This is a genomic window from Blastococcus tunisiensis (assembly GCF_900112815.1).
GTDB lineage: Bacteria > Actinomycetota > Actinomycetes > Mycobacteriales > Geodermatophilaceae > Blastococcus_B > Blastococcus_B tunisiensis.
In genome coordinates this window covers 297,882-313,993 of the sequence record NZ_FOND01000003.1, presented here as the reverse complement: position 1 = coordinate 313,993, position 16,112 = coordinate 297,882, and the positions used below count along the sequence as shown (strand labels likewise).

At 71.0% G+C, this 16,112-nt stretch carries 17 protein-coding genes; 4 read left to right on the top strand and 13 right to left on the bottom strand.

Annotated elements, in window-relative coordinates:
- Positions 1-387 precede the first annotated feature (387 nt).
- The 12 genes from BM142_RS05975 to BM142_RS05920 form a co-directional block, all read right to left on the bottom strand.
- Entirely contained in the window at positions 388-3,738 is a 3,351-nt protein-coding gene (locus BM142_RS05975; protein ID WP_092195832.1) for a LysM peptidoglycan-binding domain-containing protein, read from the bottom strand.
- Positions 3,735-4,160: a hypothetical protein gene (locus BM142_RS05970; RefSeq protein WP_254790579.1), complete on the bottom strand. Its 426-nt coding sequence runs from the start codon at positions 4,158-4,160 to the stop codon at positions 3,735-3,737. Before BM142_RS05970 ends, BM142_RS05975 begins: the two co-directional genes overlap by 4 nt.
- Positions 4,157-4,549, bottom strand: a complete 393-nt coding sequence (locus BM142_RS05965) for a pilus assembly protein TadE (protein WP_254790578.1) — start codon at positions 4,547-4,549, stop codon at positions 4,157-4,159. The genes BM142_RS05970 and BM142_RS05965 overlap by 4 nt, the downstream gene beginning before the upstream one ends.
- Positions 4,550-4,620: 71 nt before the next feature.
- Positions 4,621-5,091: a TadE family protein gene (locus BM142_RS05960; protein WP_092195829.1), complete on the bottom strand. Its 471-nt coding sequence runs from the start codon at positions 5,089-5,091 to the stop codon at positions 4,621-4,623.
- A gap of 16 nt (positions 5,092-5,107) precedes the next feature.
- Complete coding sequence (locus tag BM142_RS05955; protein WP_092195828.1) at positions 5,108-5,347, bottom strand: hypothetical protein; 240 nt, start codon at positions 5,345-5,347, stop codon at positions 5,108-5,110.
- 26 nt (positions 5,348-5,373) lie between these two features.
- Entirely contained in the window at positions 5,374-6,273 is a 900-nt protein-coding gene (locus BM142_RS05950) for a type II secretion system F family protein (protein ID WP_092195827.1), read from the bottom strand.
- Complete coding sequence (locus BM142_RS05945) at positions 6,270-7,136, bottom strand: type II secretion system F family protein (protein ID WP_092195826.1); 867 nt, start codon at positions 7,134-7,136, stop codon at positions 6,270-6,272. The genes BM142_RS05950 and BM142_RS05945 overlap by 4 nt, the downstream gene beginning before the upstream one ends.
- The gene (locus tag BM142_RS05940; protein WP_092195825.1) at positions 7,133-8,662 is read right to left on the bottom strand and encodes a TadA family conjugal transfer-associated ATPase; all 1,530 of its coding nucleotides are present in this window, start codon (positions 8,660-8,662) and stop codon (positions 7,133-7,135) included. Before BM142_RS05940 ends, BM142_RS05945 begins: the two co-directional genes overlap by 4 nt.
- Positions 8,659-9,441 (bottom strand): CpaE/TadZ family protein, encoded by a 783-nt coding sequence (locus tag BM142_RS05935; protein WP_092195824.1) that lies wholly within the window; start codon positions 9,439-9,441, stop codon positions 8,659-8,661. The genes BM142_RS05940 and BM142_RS05935 overlap by 4 nt, the downstream gene beginning before the upstream one ends.
- Before the next feature lie 4 nt (positions 9,442-9,445).
- Positions 9,446-10,180: an SAF domain-containing protein gene (locus BM142_RS05930; protein ID WP_092195823.1), complete on the bottom strand. Its 735-nt coding sequence runs from the start codon at positions 10,178-10,180 to the stop codon at positions 9,446-9,448.
- Positions 10,177-10,866: a hypothetical protein gene (locus tag BM142_RS05925; protein WP_254790576.1), complete on the bottom strand. Its 690-nt coding sequence runs from the start codon at positions 10,864-10,866 to the stop codon at positions 10,177-10,179. Before BM142_RS05925 ends, BM142_RS05930 begins: the two co-directional genes overlap by 4 nt.
- A gap of 263 nt (positions 10,867-11,129) precedes the next feature.
- Positions 11,130-11,711, bottom strand: coding sequence for a hypothetical protein (locus tag BM142_RS05920; RefSeq protein ID WP_092195916.1), 582 nt, complete (start codon positions 11,709-11,711; stop codon positions 11,130-11,132).
- Positions 11,712-11,981: 270 nt separating this feature from the next.
- Between BM142_RS05920 and BM142_RS05915 the strand changes: the two genes are divergently transcribed.
- Complete coding sequence (locus tag BM142_RS05915; protein WP_092195821.1) at positions 11,982-12,647, top strand: peptidase; 666 nt, start codon at positions 11,982-11,984, stop codon at positions 12,645-12,647.
- A gap of 151 nt (positions 12,648-12,798) precedes the next feature.
- Here BM142_RS05915 and BM142_RS05910 read toward each other — a convergent pair whose 3' ends face one another.
- Entirely contained in the window at positions 12,799-14,022 is a 1,224-nt protein-coding gene (locus BM142_RS05910) for a coiled-coil domain-containing protein (protein ID WP_092195820.1), read from the bottom strand.
- A gap of 310 nt (positions 14,023-14,332) precedes the next feature.
- Between BM142_RS05910 and BM142_RS05905 the strand changes: the two genes are divergently transcribed.
- From BM142_RS05905 to BM142_RS05895, 3 genes are all read left to right on the top strand, one after another.
- Positions 14,333-14,926, top strand: a complete 594-nt coding sequence (locus tag BM142_RS05905) for a carboxymuconolactone decarboxylase family protein (RefSeq protein WP_092195819.1) — start codon at positions 14,333-14,335, stop codon at positions 14,924-14,926.
- A 117-nt stretch (positions 14,927-15,043) separates the two neighbouring features.
- Positions 15,044-15,577, top strand: a complete 534-nt coding sequence (locus tag BM142_RS05900) for a Chromate resistance protein ChrB (RefSeq protein ID WP_254790574.1) — start codon at positions 15,044-15,046, stop codon at positions 15,575-15,577.
- The gene (locus BM142_RS05895; RefSeq protein WP_092195818.1) at positions 15,574-16,005 is read left to right on the top strand and encodes a chromate resistance protein ChrB domain-containing protein; all 432 of its coding nucleotides are present in this window, start codon (positions 15,574-15,576) and stop codon (positions 16,003-16,005) included. The genes BM142_RS05900 and BM142_RS05895 overlap by 4 nt, the downstream gene beginning before the upstream one ends.
- The last annotated feature ends 107 nt before the right edge of the window (positions 16,006-16,112 follow it).

Genomic DNA, 16,112 nt, shown 5'->3' with positions numbered 1-16,112 from the left:
GCGCGTCCTCACGGGGCGGCGATCATGCAGAGCCACGGAACGGGACTGCTGCACGAGTAGGTGACATCTGATCTGTGGTGCCGAGACTGAACTCGTCCCGGAACCCGAACCTCCTATGGGGAAAGGTGGAGGTCAGCAAAGGATCATCGACTGTCCGTCCCGTAAGACCCGCCCCGAGAAGATCCCCGGTGACCGGGGGCTATGCGGGCAAGTGGTCTGGCCCCCGAGCGGTGACACTGCAGCTGGCTGCCGCTGTCGAATGGCCCGGGCCGTCTCCCCGGTGGCCAAGGCGCTGATTGACCTACCGCCGTCTGGACGGCTACTCGAAGTTGTGCAGTTCGTCGGTCCATCCGTAGCGGTCCGCACGTCCGACTACCTCTGTCTTGGTCAGCTGGCCCTGTTGATCCACTGCCGGCGGAAGAGGATCTCGGCGGTTCTAGGTGGCAGGTCTTCTTCGACCTCAGCGTCGTGGTTGGCCAGAATGCGGGCGACGTAGGCGTCGGCCTCGGCCCGGTTGTCCTGCGCGTCGCAGGCGGCGACCAGGTCGAGTAGCGGCACGTCCTCGTAGCTGCCGGCTTTCAGCGCCACGTGGGCGGCGGCCGCAGCGAACTCGGGCTCGCCGGCGGCGAGGTGGTGCGTCGCAACGGTGTGCGCGACGTCGACGATCATGGCGGCGTACTCGTGGTCCAGCCGGGAGTTCTCCTCGACCAGCCAGCTGTAGCCGCCGGGCGCACGCTGCCGCGACGTGGATAGGTCGAACGGCTGCCCGGTGACCAGGTCGAGAGCGGCGCGCAGGTCGGCGATGCCGTCGACACCGCGGGCCAGCCCGCGGACTCGCAGTCGGCGGAACAGCTCCGCGTCGATGAGGACGTCGTCGATGCGGTAGCGGCCGACCCCACCGGCGGTGACCCCGGAGGGGAGGTAGTCCGCGCCAGTCACCGGATTGGTGCCCAGCCAGGCGCGCACGATCGAGATCGACTGCCGCACCTTTGTCTTGCCGACGACATCGGGCTCGTTGGGCCAGATCGCGGTGGCGTAGCGCTCGCTGGTCACGCCGCCGGGCCGGGTGGCCAGGTAGGCGACGATCTCGGTGTAGAACTGCCGCCGCGGGTTGCGCTCGGGCAGCGTGCCCTGCGCCCGCACTTCGACCGCGCCGAGCAGGGTCAACTTCGGCCGTGGGCAGGACGGGTCGGCCCAGTTGGCCAGGTCAGCGTCCAGGGCAGGGTCGGCGACCTCGACCTGGTCGCGAATGCGGGCGTCGGTAGCGGGAGCCAATGCCTCCAGGTCCTGCTCGGTGGTCGCGGCTCGGTCCAGGTAAGCCTGCGCGGACAGCGGCAACACGGAGTTGGTCATCCACGGCGAGGTGTCTGCCAGACCGAGCACCGGGACGTCGTCCGCTCCGGCCGGCGCTGGTGGCTGCCGCCGCTCGGAAGGGGCCGGGTCCACTCGGAGGCTCCCGCAGGCGTCGGCGTGCTTGTCCCAGGGCTCGTCACCGTGCGCTGGTGGGATGGGTCGGTCGTCGGTCACGGCGGCCAGCGCGAGCATCTCGGCCAGCTGCGCGGCCTCGTCGGCCGGGATCTGCTGCGCGATCAGCTCAACTCCCAGGGCCGGGATGCTGAGCATGCCGGCCTGGTCGACAGTCAGCTGCCAGCGGGCGGCGTCCCCGTGGTCCGGGTCGTCGATCAGCACCAACGCCACTGCGCCGCGGGCTCGCTGCTGCTTCATGACGGTCAGCAGCCGTTCCAGACCGGCGCTGTCCTTGGCGACGTCCGGGGCGATGAGCAGGACGCGCGGCGCCCACGCGTCGCCGGCCACGTCACGTAACCGGCCCGACAGCACGTCGACGTCGGCGATATGCATGGCCTCGGTGACCGACTCTTGCTGGCCGTCGAACGCCGCGATCGCGCTCTCGACGTCGTCGGTGTAGGTCAGCCGGTCGGGATTGATCTGGGCCAGCTCCTTGCCGAAGCCGACCAGGGTCACCTGCAGCATCTCCGACCACGTGTTGTGCGCCAGCTCGGCAGCGAGGAACCGCGCCAGGTCCAGGCAGCGTTCGGCGTCCCCGGACAGAGACAGGGTCGCGACCCGTTCCAGGTCGAGCAGCCAGTGCTCGCCCTCGGCCGTGTAGCCCACCGACGCGAGCATGGGGAACGGTGCGAAGAAGTACGCCCGCCGCTGCTCGTCATAGGTCAGCGGATCATCGCGCCGGATCGACCAGCGGGTGCCGGCCGGGTCCACCATCCACGGCTCCGGGGCCTCCGAGGCCGGCTCGGTGAGTACCAAGGTCAGGACGTCGTCGGTCATGCAGACCGCCACCACGTCGGGCAGGCGAGCACCGTCGACCCTCGCCAGGGACTGCACCAGGGCCCGTAGCGCGTGGTCGAGCCAGGTGACGTCGGCACTGCCGACGCTGCCAACCTCCTGCAGTGTTCGTTCGACGTGCAACAGCTCTGGTGGTGTGCTGCCGATCGTGCGGCCGGGACGTCGCTGCCGGAACTGCCTGCGGCGGTAGCGCAGCAGCGCGGTCAGCGAGGCCCCGGCCAGCAGCAGCCCCCCGCCGGCAGCGAAGACGATCATCGGCAGCTCCGAGGTGCTACCCCTCGAGGTCTCGTCAGGCCTCGCGGGCGACGGCTCGACGATGTTCGGTGCAGCCGTGGGAGACGAGGTCGGGGTGTTGGTGGCCGAACCGGGCGCGGCCGGAGGCGGTGCATTGGTGCCTGGCGTGGTGGGGTCAGCTGAAGGGACGCTGCTCGGGGCTGGAGCTGATGGCGGTGCCGGCTCGGCTACAGGAGGCGCCGGTGCGCTGGGCGCAGGCGTCGCGGGACTGGTCGGGTCGGGGATGCTCAGCGTCCAGCCCGGTCGGATCAGCGACGGGTCGGTGAAGGTGGCACCTCCGGGTTGGCTGCGTCCCCGGTTGAGCTCCCAGGCTTGTCGCCAGTTGTGCCCGCTGCCGGTGATCTCCTCGGTGAGGTCCCACAGGGTGTCGCCGGGTTCCACCGTGACATCCTCGACAGTCATCGCGGTGTTCGGGGCTGGGCCCGTCGGCGGCAGGCCGACCGCGTCGGGCGGCAGGACCAGCACCGTGCCCGGGAAGATCTCGTTGTCCGGACCGACCGCGGTCGGGTTGAGCCTGGCGATCTCCGGATACCGCAGCGGGTCCCCGAGATACCGCTCGGCCAGCGCCCACAAGGTGTCTCGGCGCTGCACCTGGTAAGTCGTGGTCGCGGCCGGATCCGCGTGCTCGTCCGGCATCAAGTAGGCGGCCGGTGTCTGCGCTGCGACCGGTGCGCTCCCGTGCTGTGCCGGCGTTGGGACGACGGTGGATGTAGCCGCGATCGGCAGAGGCGGCGCTGTTGCGCTGGATGCGGGGGCGCCGGGGACCAGCGGAGCGACGGTGAAGCCGACCGCGACGGCGGCGACGAGGGCGGCGGCCGGCTGCTGGAAGATGCCGAGCCCGGGCAGCGCCGGAACCGGCCGTGCGCGGGCGAAGGCCACGATTTCCGTCACTGTCGCGGCGGTGAAAAGTGCCCAGCACACCCACACCCCGGCTGCGAGGACGAGTCCGGCGAGCTGTCCGTTGTCGCGGGACGTCAGGACGGCGCCGACCTCGTCCAGCGACGGGAGGCGGTCCGGCACCAGATGCAGCATCGCCATCAGCACCGGTACGCCGACGACGACGGCGAGCAGCGCCACGAGGGCGCCCGTGGCCTTGAGCAGGCGGGCGGCGTGACCGGTCACGACAGGCCCTCACCGGAGGTGACGCCGACCAGCAGCTGGGCGGTGTGCACGCGGGTCTGGCTGACCGGGATGCCAAGCAGGGGTGTCGAGTCGGTGACGGTCACGCTGACCTCGACGATGCCGGGGCCGGTGACGGTCACAGTGCCGGTCGCGCCGGCTTGGTCGAGGTAGGAGCGGGCCGCAGTCGCCGCCAACTGCGCGTCGGTGCTGCCGCCGGTGGGCACCGGGCCGATGGCGATGCTGGCCGCGCGGGCTGCCTCGGCCGAATACGTGTCGGCGCGGTTGGCGGCCTGGATCGCGGTTCCGGCGTCCACGAGGGCGGTGACCAGGACGCCGACGATGAGCACGATGAAGCAGAACAGCACGGCCACCGACCCGCGGTCGTCCCGGAGCCGGGCACTGGCTTGCGCGCAGGGTGTCACGACAGGTCCCGGGCCGGGTCGAGCGGGCTGGTCGCGCTGTCGTGCAGAGTCCGCGAGCCGGGCAGGCCGGCAACGGCGATGTCGGACAGGTCAACGGTGCAGGACACAGCGACGGTGACCGATGCCGAGGTGCCCGGTGGCGCGGTGAATCCGGAGGTGTCGACGCTGACCTGGACATCGATGCAGTGCAGGCCCTGGCTGGTCAGTGCAGTGGTGGCGGTGTCGGTGGCGATCTGCTGGGCCGCGGCGGCCGATCGGGCCAGCGAGGCGTCCCGGGCCGCGATCCCGGCGACGCCGCTGATGCGGTCGCCGGCCAGCGCGATCCGGGCGCCGACCACCAGCATGGCCACCAAGAGGAGTCCGACCGGCAGCAGGATGGCCAGCTCCACCGACTCCGAGCCTCGGTCGTCCCGCCACCGCCTCTGACGGCCGCCATTCGTAGCCGGCTGCAGGTCGCGGCTCATGGCGAATCCGGGGTCGTGAAGCGTTCCTTGCCGCGCACCACGGTGACATCGACAGTCGGGTTGAAGCCGGGCAGCGGGATCACGTTGGGCACGCTGGCGGTGACGTGTACCGAGACCGTGGTGGCGGTGTCGGACTCGGTCACCGAGTAGCCGGTGACCGCGCCGGTACCGAGTCTGGCCAGGTACGTGTCCGCCGCCGCCTGCCCCGCTCCCCCGGGCGCCCCGTGGACGCTGGCGGCGCGGGCTCCGACGTGCGCCGCGGCGTCGGCCGCTTCCCGGGCGAAGTACCACAGCGCGAGCTGCGGTCCGGCCAACAGCAGCGCGACGATGATGGGGAACAGGATCGCGAACTCGACGCTGGATGAGCCCCGCTCGCTTCCGCGGCCGCGGTCTCGGCGGGATCCTGGACACGCGACCGGACCGCGCGGCGAGGGTGCCGCACGGTTCGGAGTACGCGCCTCGAGCATGGAACGGCTGCCGGTTCTACTGGAACAGCGATGTCTTGCTGGCCACGAAGGCGATGGCCGCCACGCTGACCGCGCCGCCCAGCGCGATGGCCAGGATGACCATGAACGCCTTCTCCGAGGAGTCCGAGCCTCGGTCGTCGGTGACCTGTTCGGCGCGCAGCCATGCCAGGACCGACAGGGCCATGACAGACAGGGCCGTGACGCACTGCGCCACGACGGCCTGGGCGCCCCGACGTCGGATGGTGAGCTGGAACATGGGAAGCCTCCCGGTTGGCGGTGCGGTCAGGACGAGATCCCGAACATGCGGAGCATGAACGGAACGAGCACGAACAAGGTCAGCCCGGTGACCAGCAGGGCCAGCGGGCGCGACATCCGCTCGCTGACCTGGTTGGCCTCGGTACGGGCGTCGGACAGCTCGGCGTGCCGAAGCGTGCGGGCGCTGGCGAGCAGGGTGTTGTAGACCGAGGCACCGTCGGCGGCCACTGCCGCGATGTCCGCAAGGTTCCGCAGCTCGGCGACCTGTAGCTCCTCGCCGAGGTCACGCAGCTCGCCCCACGGTTTGCGGCCGGACAGCGCTGCGCGGCGGATCGCGCGGCGCATGCGGACGAACGGCATGCTGCCCGAGATCTCGGCGGCCTCCTCCAGCGCCTGCTCCACTGAGCCCCGCGCCCGGCGTTCACCGGCCACCAGGGTGAGGAAGGACTCGAGATTGCTCCGGAACTCCACCCGCGCCTTGTCCGCCGCCTCACGGGCCTCGGCCGAGGGCAGGAACCATCCGACAGCGGCGATCCCCAGCCCGGTCGCGGCGGGCAGGACGAAGGGCACCGGAACGTCGAGCAGCACGAACACCAGGCCGAACAGCGACGGAGTGAGCAATCCGGCGAGTGCCAGGGTCAGCTTGCGGGCCGCGAGCTGAGCGCCGGTCCAGCCGATGATCGCCAAGTCGGCGTCCGAGACGCCCAGATGCCCGTCCAACGCCCGCGCCACCGGCACCGGCAGCCAGTCCCACCGGTCTCGAGTGGACGTCGTCACCGCCGACGCCGTTCGCACGGTCGGCTCGGCCGCCAACTGCTCCAGTGCGGCCACCAGTGACGGCGGCGCCGGACGCAGCGCACGGACCGCGAGTACGAGGCCGCCCGCGATGAGCATTCCGGCGAGGGTGGCCGTCTGCAGCCCGGTCACCGGTGCACCGGAGCCGGGTCGGGGTCGAAGAGCACCCGCGGGGGCTTGACCGGGTCGGACAACCGGCGCATCCACCCCAGCGACGTCGCGAAGATCGCCACCACCGCCAGCAGGGCGATCTGGCCGAACGGCGTCGAGTAGCCCGACAGGAAGGTCCGGGCGAACAGCGTCATCCCGACCACCAGCAAAAGGGTCACCACGACGATGGTGCGCATGTTCGACCGCGGCTTGACACGTTCGGCCTCCACCTCACGGACCATGCGAGAGCGGTCGTCGAGGTCGGCCGCCAGCGCGGTGAGCACCTCGGCGAGCCCCGGCCCGCCGTTGCGCTCCCGCAGGATGAGCACCATGGCGATCTTCTCGGCGGCCGGGTCGTCGATCTCACGGGCGAACTGACGCAGCGCCGTCTCGGTGCCCTGTGGCCCCATCCTGGTCACCAGGTTGGTGACCGCCGGGGCGATCGGCTCCGGCACCGAGCTCAGGGAGCGACGCAGCGCATCGCGCGTCGACCCGGCGGCGCCGGAGCTGATGAGGTCGGCCAGCCGCCGCGTCCAGTCCGCCAGCGCCTCGGACGTGGCGATCAGTCGCTTGGCTGCCTTGCCGCCGCCGAGCAGCTTCGGGATGAAGACGACACCGCCGGCAGCGCCCAGCGCCGCGGCCGGCCAGCCGGTGACCAGCAGGACGAGCACGCCGGCGGCCAGTGCGCCGAGGAACAGCGGAGTGGCTCCTCGCCGTGAGGACGAGCGCGCTGACGGCGAGCGCTCAGGCAGGAAGGAGACGCCGCGGACCGCGCCGACGACGCCGACGAGGCCGGCCGCGAACAGCAGTCCGGCCAGGGTCAGCAGCAGGCCACCGGCGGTCACGACGCACGCTCGCGGCGGCGGGGACCGGTGTGCCAGTCGGAGGCGCCTGGGCGCAGCCAGTTCAGGTCGAAGCCGACCGCGGTGAGCCGTTCGGCCAGTGACTCGCTGAGCATCCCCGACCCGGTGGCCTGGGCGCGCCCGTCCTCGGCGCGCGGCGCAAAGATCGGCTTGAGGTCCGGCCGACCAGAGTCGCCGATCGGGCCGAGTTCGTAGATGCCCGAGACGTACCGGGCGTAGTCCCGGTCGCGGTGCACGTGCACGACCAGGTTCAGGGCGGCCAGCGAGCGCAGAACCAGCTCCGGGGACGGCGCCGGATGTGCCTTCAGCGCGTTGATCAGCACCTTGTCGAACACGCCGTCGGCCGACGGCGAGTGGATCGTGCACATGACCGACGAGATGCCGCTGGTCGCGGCCTCCAGCAGATAGGTGACGTAGGCGCCGCGGACCTCCCCCACCAGCACCCAGGTCGGGGACGCACGCAGCGCCAGGTGCAGCGCATCCCCCATGTCGAACCCGCCTCTGCCTTCGGCGTTGGGCAGCCGGGACTCGAACGGACGGCACACCGCGTGCCGCCTGACCAGCTGCCGGCGGTCGGGATCCCACCGAGGCAGGTGTAGACCCAGCTCCCGCTCGTCCTCCACGGTGATGACCACGTTGCTCCACGGAATCGCGTTGCCCAGCGCGCGCAGCAGCGTTGTCTTTCCAACTCCCGGAGCCCCGCTGACCAGCGGCGACGCGCCGGCGAGGATCGCAGCATGCAGGAAGGCCCGCACCGATGAGTCGATCATGTTCATCGCGTGCAGGTCGTCGAGGCTCGGATCACTGAACCGGTGCACCCGGATCACCCCGGCCGGGCGCGGCAGCACGTCCATCGCCGCCTGTAGCCGGGCGCCCAGTTCAGTCACGCCCTTGAGCCGCACGTTCAGGATGGGGTTGGCCGAGGAGAACTCGCGGCTGGTCTGACCGTCGTCCGACCGTGAACCGATCGACCGCAGCAGCTGCTCGAGTTCCTCGTCACTGGAGGCGATCGCCGGCCCGGGCACCAGTTGGCCGCTGGCCATCCGCAGCATCGTCGGCTCGCAGCCCTCGAAGTGGATGTCCTCCACGTCATCCCGGGCCATCAGCGGAGCCAGTCGCCCCAGCCCGTCCAGCTCGGCCAGCACGGCCGCGAAGATCCTGTCCTCGGTGGTCACAGCCGGCGCCGGACGGCCGCGGTTGGCCTCGTGCAGCAGCCACTGGTCGTACTCGTCGCGGATCAACTTTCGGGTCAGCTCGCGTCGCGGGCCAGGGGCGTAGTTCCTGTCCTCCACCGTCAACCGGGTCGACACCCGGTCACGCAGCTCCACCACGACGCGGTACTCGGTGCTGGTGAGCTCCCTGGTATCGGCTGGCGTGGCGTCGACAGGCGCGTCCACCGCAGCCAGCGGCCCTGACGGCGGCAGCGGCGGACGCTCCCGGGCGGGCCGCGGCAGGTCGCGGGCGGCCGGGACTTCCAGCCGCGGCGACGCGGTGTCCTCGTTCCTCATCCGGCCACCGCCTCGGCGACACGGGACGCCTCCGTCGGACTGGTCAGCGTCTTGGCCAGGGACGACGCCGCGCGCAGCAGTGCGGACCGTTGCAGCGTCTTCGGGCTGACGGTTGCGCCGTCGGAGAGCGCCTGCGCTGCGGTCCGGTCGTAGGGCAACGTGCCGGCCAGCGGCAGGTCCAGCGCCTTGGCCACTTCGCCGGCGGAGTACGGCCCGTCCCCGACCACGAGTGCGCTGACCTTCGCCAGGTCACCGAGTTCGTGGCGCAGTCGTTGCGTCGCATCCTGCGCCGCGTGCACCGACCGCACGCTGGGCCGCACCGCCAGCAGCACCCGGTCGGCGGCCTGCAGCACCGGCCGACAGCCGCGCTCGGTCACCAGTCGTCCGGCGTCGACCAAGGCGTCCCGCCCGATCGATGCACTCGACGTGTGCAGGGCCGACGCCAGCCGCTCCCATGCCTCCGCGGTGAACGAGGTGCCCTGCGCGGCGGTCGTCACTCCCGGAACCAGCCACACCTGCGGCTGCTCGGGAAGCTGCACCGCATGCTGGGCGACCATCGTGGCGGCCTGCATCGCAGGGACACCCCGCCGGGCCGCCGTCGACCATGACAGCAGGCCCCGGTCGGCGCTGACCCGGCCAGCCAGCAGCCCCGGCGTCATGTCCCCGCCAGCCGGATCACAGTCGGCGACCAGCAATGGCCCGGGCCACGCCAGGGCCAACGCCCAGGTCGAGGTGGTCACCCCGGGCGCGGCCTTCCCCGAGGTCACGACGGTGAGCATCAGGTCACCGCCCCGCCGGCAGCAGGATCAACGCCAGGTTGCCGGTCGAGGCAAGCTCGGCCACCCGCACGCCGTCGTCGGCGCTGACCTGCACGTCGATCACGGTCACCTGTGTGGCCTGGTTGAGCGGCCCCACCTCGGCGACCGTCGCGTCGATCTGCTGATCGTGGGCACCGTCTGTGTCGGCAGACGGGGTACCGCTGCCACTGGTCGAGCCGGTGCTGCCGGGCGTCGCCACGATAAGCACCTGCTGGCCTGGGTTCAGCCCGCGGGCCGGGAACTGCCCTTCCTTCAATGGCAGGGCTACCAGCATCTCCCCCGCCGTGAACCCGCTGTCCGGGCCGACCTGGGCGCCGGTCAGCAGCTCTCCCCGGGTCAGTGGCACCTGGGCGACCATCCCGACGATCTGGGACCGCTGCGAGGCAGGGATCGGTGACAGGTTGGGATCCGACGTGACGTTCGCGACCGTCAGGTCCTCCGCGGTGATCGTCGAGCCCACTTGCACGTCGCGGGCGACCGCCAACACCTCCGTGCGCGCGGTCAACATCTGGCCGGCGGAGAAGGCCAGCAGACCCCCGAGCAGCACGACCAGCACGCTCAGGACCAGCGACTTGCGGCTGGCACGTCTCCTCGCCGCCGCGGTACGCACCGGAGGAGCCGGCGGCGGCGCCGCCTCTGGCGCCGGAGCCGGATGGCGCCCGGCCGCCGGCGACGCCATCCCGTTGACCCGCGTCGTCACCTGATCACCACCGACTGCACCTCCGCCACCGCGAACGTCGCGTTCGAGGTCGTCGTCAGATCCGGCAGCGTGCCGGTGGCGCCCGTCGACGACGTCCAGGTGACCGACCACTGGATGCCGTACGTCGCCGTCACGCGCCCAGCGGGCTGATGGATCGACGAGTGCGGGTACCGGTAATCACAGCCCGCCGGCGACGCGGTCCACACCCCGTCGCCCGGCTGCCAGGCCACACCAGGACCGGGGCAAGAAACCGCGGCAGCTCCATCGCCCGGCGTGAACGACAGCGCCGTCGGAGTCACGCTGACCTCGGCCCACACGCCTCCAGCCTCGGCACGCGCGGTCAACGTTCGGAACGATTCCGGGTCGGTCCAGAACCAGGTGTAGGCGTTGACGACCGTGAACGGTTGCCCGTCCTGCAGGGTTCCGGCCGGATACCGGCCCGTCGTCGGTGACGGCACCGTCAGGGTGCTCAACGCCTGTCGCGCGAGCTGTGCTGGATCCACCGCGGCTGGAGCCGCCGGCGGAGTCGCCGACCAGAAAGTGAAGCCGTTGGTACCGGGGAACGCCCCACCGCCGGTGTAAAAGAGGCAGCTGTAGATGGCCCCGTCCGTGCGACCGCCCCAGATGGGTGAGTCCTTCGGAGGCTGTTGGGCCATTGCCTCCGCGTAGCACTGCATGTCCTGCACCCACCACGCGTGGCCGTCTCGGCAGGGTATGACGGCACCGGAGGGGATGACCGTGCAAGCAGCCGCCGGCGTGCCGCCACCGCCGTCGGGCCTTGTCGCGGCCGGTGGGGACGCCGTCCCACGGTCATCCTCGGCCGTCTCGGCTCCGACCACACAGATGCCGTGCGAGTCGTACTGCTGGCAGGTCGCCGGATCAGCCAGAGCAGTTGGCGGGAGGACCAGCGAGACGCACACGCACAGCAGCGCACCCGTCAGGGCGAGGGCTACTCGTCGCATGACTCCGCCTGCCTGTTCGGAGCCTCGCTGACCCGCCACGACGACGTGTCCGGATAGTCCGGGTTCACCACGGTGAGTTGCTGGATGAGGTACCGCGGACGGTCGGGAGGCACGATCGACTGGCCGGTGGCATCGACCGCGCCGACCTGGCTCACGTCGACGCAGGCGGTGACGACAACGGTCGGGAAGGCAGGTGACGGCGAAGCGGCGGGACTGTTCGAGAGGTCGACGCTGACGGCAGACGCAGCCACCAGCTGCGACCGACCGGTCTGGCGGTAGCCCTGGGAGCGGAACTTGCCGATCGCCGTGGCCTGGGCCGTGGCTTCCGGAGCCACCGCGACCTGGTGGATCCCGTCGAGTGGGAGCGACGGGTCGAGGTACAGGTCGTCGATCGTCCCGAGGTAGTCCGGAACGAGGGCGACCGCCAGTGCCTGCGCTTCCTCGGCGCGGCTCGGAGTGGTCGGCGACGGGCTGGGCGCCTCGGAGGTCGACGTCCCGGAAGTCGGCGAACTCGACGAGCCGGGGTCGGACGACGGCGAACAGCCCGAGGCCGTCAGCGCCAGGAGCACTGCGGCTGCCCCCGCCGCCGCCCGCATCACCGTCACGCCTGATCACCTCCCAGCGCGTCATCGTCCGTCGACCGAGGTTGCCCTCCGTATTGAGCGGACACCTGACCGCCGTCGCCTTCCCACCCTTTCGGGTGACAGTTCGTCCCTGGGTCCGTCACTCGCCCTCCCCATCTGGGTGTATCGCGCGCTAATGACACGCTGCCGCACCGCAAGCTGGGGTGGCGCAGATATCCACAGGGTCGGCGCGGCGAGGATCAGGACGAGATCCCTGTGGAGGTCGAGGGTGGCCGCCAGCGGATGAACGACATGTGGATGGTCGCCTTGGTGGCGGGAGCGCTGGTCGGCGCCGCAGCTACGCCCTGGCTGACTGCGCACGGGCTCGCGCAGTTGGCGCGGATCGACGCTGCCCGTCCGGGCGTGGCGCTGACCAGCGCCGTCGCCGGCGGCGGGGCGGGAGCCGCAGCGATCGTGACGTCTTTCCGTGCGGGGACGTGGTGGCTGGTGCCTGCCCTGCTGGTCTGGGGATGCGCCTTGGTCGCCGCGGCGTCCTGCGATGCGGTAACCCAACGCATCCCGACACCACTGGTCCGGCAGGCCGCCGTCGGCACCGGCGTACTGCTGACCGTCGGCTTCACCGTGCACGGTGACTGGCTCGGCCTGCTCATCAGCGGCCTCGCTGCTGCGGCGGCGGGAGTCGTCCTGCTGTTGTGCTGGCGGTTCGCGGGAGCAGGGGTCGGTGACGTTCGCCTGGCTGTGCTCGGTGGTCTGGGTCTCGGACACGCCACGCATCGGGGCTTGTTGTTGGCCCTCGCCGCCTTCTCCCTGATCACCGTGACGCAGGTCGTGATCACCTTGATGCGCGGCGGGGACCGCCGGGATAACTTGCCCTACGGCCCTGCCCTCGCGGCGGGCTTTTTGCTCGCGGCCGCCCTCTGACTGTGACGTCCATCCGAAACGGTTGTCGGTGGGTTCCCCGAGCAGCATCTCTGGCACGGCAGCAGGGCGCCGGTCCCAACGGGGCGACTTCATCGCCACTTCCGTCACCGCGCAAGGCGCGTAGGACGAACTCGGCCACGCTGCTCCGGTGTCAGTCGCGGGTCTCTTCGGTTCCTGTGGCCGTGATCCCGCCTCGCCGCCGTGCGCGTCCCGCGTGCGGCTGTGGGCGCCGCGCCTTGGTTGACACGGCGTTGTCGAGTCGGGCTTCGGCTCTGCTGCGCTGCACGCGGGCTTCGTCGCGCGCCATGTTGCGCTCGCCGCGCAAATCGGCGAGTTCCTCGCGCAGTCGTCGGTTCTCCTCCTCGTGACGGGCACGCAGGTCGTCGACTCGCTGGTGGCCATGGGTCTTCTCGCGCTCAGCGTCGTGCATGGCGGCGTCCCGCTGGGCAGTCATCGCCGCCAGCTTCCCTCGTAGGTCGCTGACCTCGTCACGGAAGCCTGCGGCTTGCCGGTCAGCCTCCGCCAGGCTCCGACGTACCGATTCGACCGCATCCTCGGCACGGGCAGCGCGCGCCGACTCGGCGTCGGCCCGCTCGACAGCGTTGCGGGATCGCTCTTCCACCTCGGACTGCGCGACCGTCGCGGCTTCCGCTCGTCGAATCGCAGCGTCGCGGTCGCCGTGTGCCTCGACCAGCCGCGCCTCGACGACGGTCAGCTTTCCCGCGAGATCGATCAACTTCGCGGCGGACCGCTTTCGCTCTGCGTCGACGGCCGCGAGGGCGTTGGCCAGCTCGGCGTTCAGGCTGTCTCGCTCGGTCTCGGCCTCCGTTAGCTGCTGGCGAGCCTCTTCGAGCCCGGTACGGAGCTGCTCGCTCAGGGCAGAGGCCTCCTCCGCAGCGGAGTCAGCCTCCGCGCGCTCGGCCTGGGCGCGCTGTTGCGCTTGCTCGGCCCGGCTGGCGCGAGCCGCGGCGGTCGCCACCTGCTCTGCCGCCTCGCTCGTCACAGCTTCGATCTGTAGCTCGGCGGCCTCCGGATCGGCCACCGTCCGCAGCTCCTCGAGCAACCCTTTCAGCTGCTGATTCAAGTGCTCGATCATGCCGGCGACCTGGCCGTGCAACTCACTTGCCCGCTGTCGCGCGGCATCGATCGGCCGGTGCTCGATCCCGGAAGCGTGCTCGGACTGTTCCGTGCGCAGCCGGCGACGGGCGTGCCAGGCGGCGGTCCGGTTGTGCGCGCTGTCGTCGCAGTACTCCGGCGGGCGGCCTGCCCCGGACTGCGAGGCCGCCGCCGGACGACGGCAGCCGGGAAAGCGGCAGATACGGCGTTCCGTGTCGCTGTCAGTCGGCTGACTCATAACGTAAAGCTGCACCGACATTATGACGACGGAACGCTTTCAGGCAGATCTGTGGACAGTGAGCCGCCATCCACATCACCACTGGCTGCTCGGCGCCTTCATCTCTTCTACCGCGACTACGGCCGTCGGGACGGCGTCACGTTCCTCGCCCGGCATCTCTGGTTCGGCCTGGTCGCGGGCGACCGTCTACGCGCTCTTGGACCCTGGCCTCGGCGTCGACGCCGCACTATGAGGCGCCGCACACCGCGCTCGGATACGAAGGCATGCTGTACCCACCGGAGCCGCTCAGCTCGAGCACTCAGGGACATCGTTCGAAGGTCCGGGAGGACGCATGCCACGAGTCGAGCCGCTGCCACGCGAGTCGCTGCCGCAGTACGAAGACACCTTCCGCGCTGTGGAGGCGGCGCTCGGTGTGCTCCCCAACAGCACACTGACGATGGCTCGCCGACCGGAGATCATGGAGGCCTTCGCCCGGCTCAACGCCGTCGCCATGGCCGAGGGCGAGGTCGGCGGAGTCCTGAAGCAACTCATCGCCACTGTGGTCTCGAGCGCGGCGGGCTGCGCCTACTGCCAAGCGCACACCTCCCACGTCGCCGAACAGCGGGGCGCCGACGCCCGCAAGCTCGCCGCGGTCTGGGACTTTGAAGCCAACCCGCTGTTCACCGACGCCGAGCGCGCGGCATTACGTGTCGCACGGGGCGCCGGCCTGACCCCCAACGCGGTCACGGATGAGGACATGGCCGAACTTGCGCGCTACTTCAGCGATGACCAGATCGTCGAGATCGTCGCCGTGATCGCCAACTTCGGCTTCCTCAACCGATGGAACGACACCATGGCCACCCAGCTCGAGCGCTCGCCCCTCACCTGGGCCACCGACCATCTCCAGGAGCACGGCTGGAAGGCCGGCAAGCACGGCGAGGACTAGTGCCGCGCCCGGCAACGTTCGCCCCGAAGGCAGCTTTTCTGCACCCGCGTGTCCCCCGCGGGAGGCACAGCAGATCCGCGAGTGGACGCATCGGTGCAACCATGGTTGCATCCGTGCGTGTCGCAGATTCCGGTTGAGCGACCCGGCCCCAGCGAGTGGGTACTGCTTTCCTACCGGCTGCCGCGCGAGCCGTCGGGACCACGGACCACGCTGTGGCGCCGGCTGAAGCGCCTTGGGGTAGCACAGCTCGGTGACGGTCTGGTCGCGCTGCCGGCCGACGCGCGGACCCGGGAACAGCTGGAATGGCTGGCTGGCGACGTGGCGGAGGCCAGCGGGACCGCGGGACTGTGGGTGGCCAGGCCCGCCTCGGCGGCACAGGAGCGGGAAGTGGCGGCGGGGATGGCCGCCGCCCGGGCACAGGAGTACTTGGCGGTGGCCAAGCAGTGCCGCGGGGCCGCCGCAGCCGAGCCCGCGGACCGGGTACGCGCACTTCATCGCGCGCGGGCCGAGTGGCGAGCGGTCAACCGGCGGGACTTCTTTCCGCCGCCAGAGCGGGAGGTGGCCGCAGCGGCGCTGCGCGAACTCGCGGCCGTCGTCGCAGGGGCGGCCGATAGGCCGACCCCCGTTCAGGTGTCGGAGCCGGCGCCGTGAGGTGGGCGACCCGAGCCGGGGTGCACATCGACCGCGCCGCCTGCGCCTGGTTGATCCGCCGCTTCCTCGACCACGAGGCCGAGTTCGTCTTCGTCGCCGACCCCGCCGACGTGCCGCCTGATGCGACCCCCTTTGACATGCGCGGCGTCGATCTGGGCCACCACGGCGGTGACTGCTCCTTCGAGACCATCCTGCGCCGCCACGACCTCACCGACCCGGTGCTCTGGCGGATTGCCGAGGCCGTGCACGAGGCCGACCTCGACGACGAACGCTTCGACGCCCCCGAGGCCGCCGGCCTGGACGTTCTCCTGCGCGGTCTGACGATGATCGGTACTGACGAGCAGACCCTCACCGTCTCCGGCCCCGTCTTCGACGGGCTCTACGAGTACCACCGCCGCCGCCTGCTGCTCGGCCGCGAGCCGGCCTGACCCCAAGGAAGCTATGGACCGCGACGCCCGCACCGAGCAGGACCCCGCACCCCCGACCCCGGCAGCACTTACGGGACACGAACCCTCGGCTACGCGACCGCAGGCGC

Bases quoted from the DNA above. Each gene is read 5' to 3' on its own strand.
- BM142_RS05960 (WP_092195829.1), bottom strand. From the start codon at position 5,091: ATGCTCGAGGCGCGTACTCCGAACCGTGCGGCACCCTCGCCGCGCGGT.
- BM142_RS05910 (WP_092195820.1), bottom strand. From the start codon at position 14,022: ATGTCGGTGCAGCTTTACGTTATGAGTCAGCCGACTGACAGCGACACG.
- BM142_RS05935 (WP_092195824.1), bottom strand. From the start codon at position 9,441: ATGCTCACCGTCGTGACCTCGGGGAAGGCCGCGCCCGGGGTGACCACC.
- BM142_RS05940 (WP_092195825.1), bottom strand. From the start codon at position 8,662: ATGAGGAACGAGGACACCGCGTCGCCGCGGCTGGAAGTCCCGGCCGCC.
- BM142_RS05955 (WP_092195828.1), bottom strand. From the start codon at position 5,347: ATGTTCCAGCTCACCATCCGACGTCGGGGCGCCCAGGCCGTCGTGGCG.
- BM142_RS05905 (WP_092195819.1), top strand. From the start codon at position 14,333: ATGCCACGAGTCGAGCCGCTGCCACGCGAGTCGCTGCCGCAGTACGAA.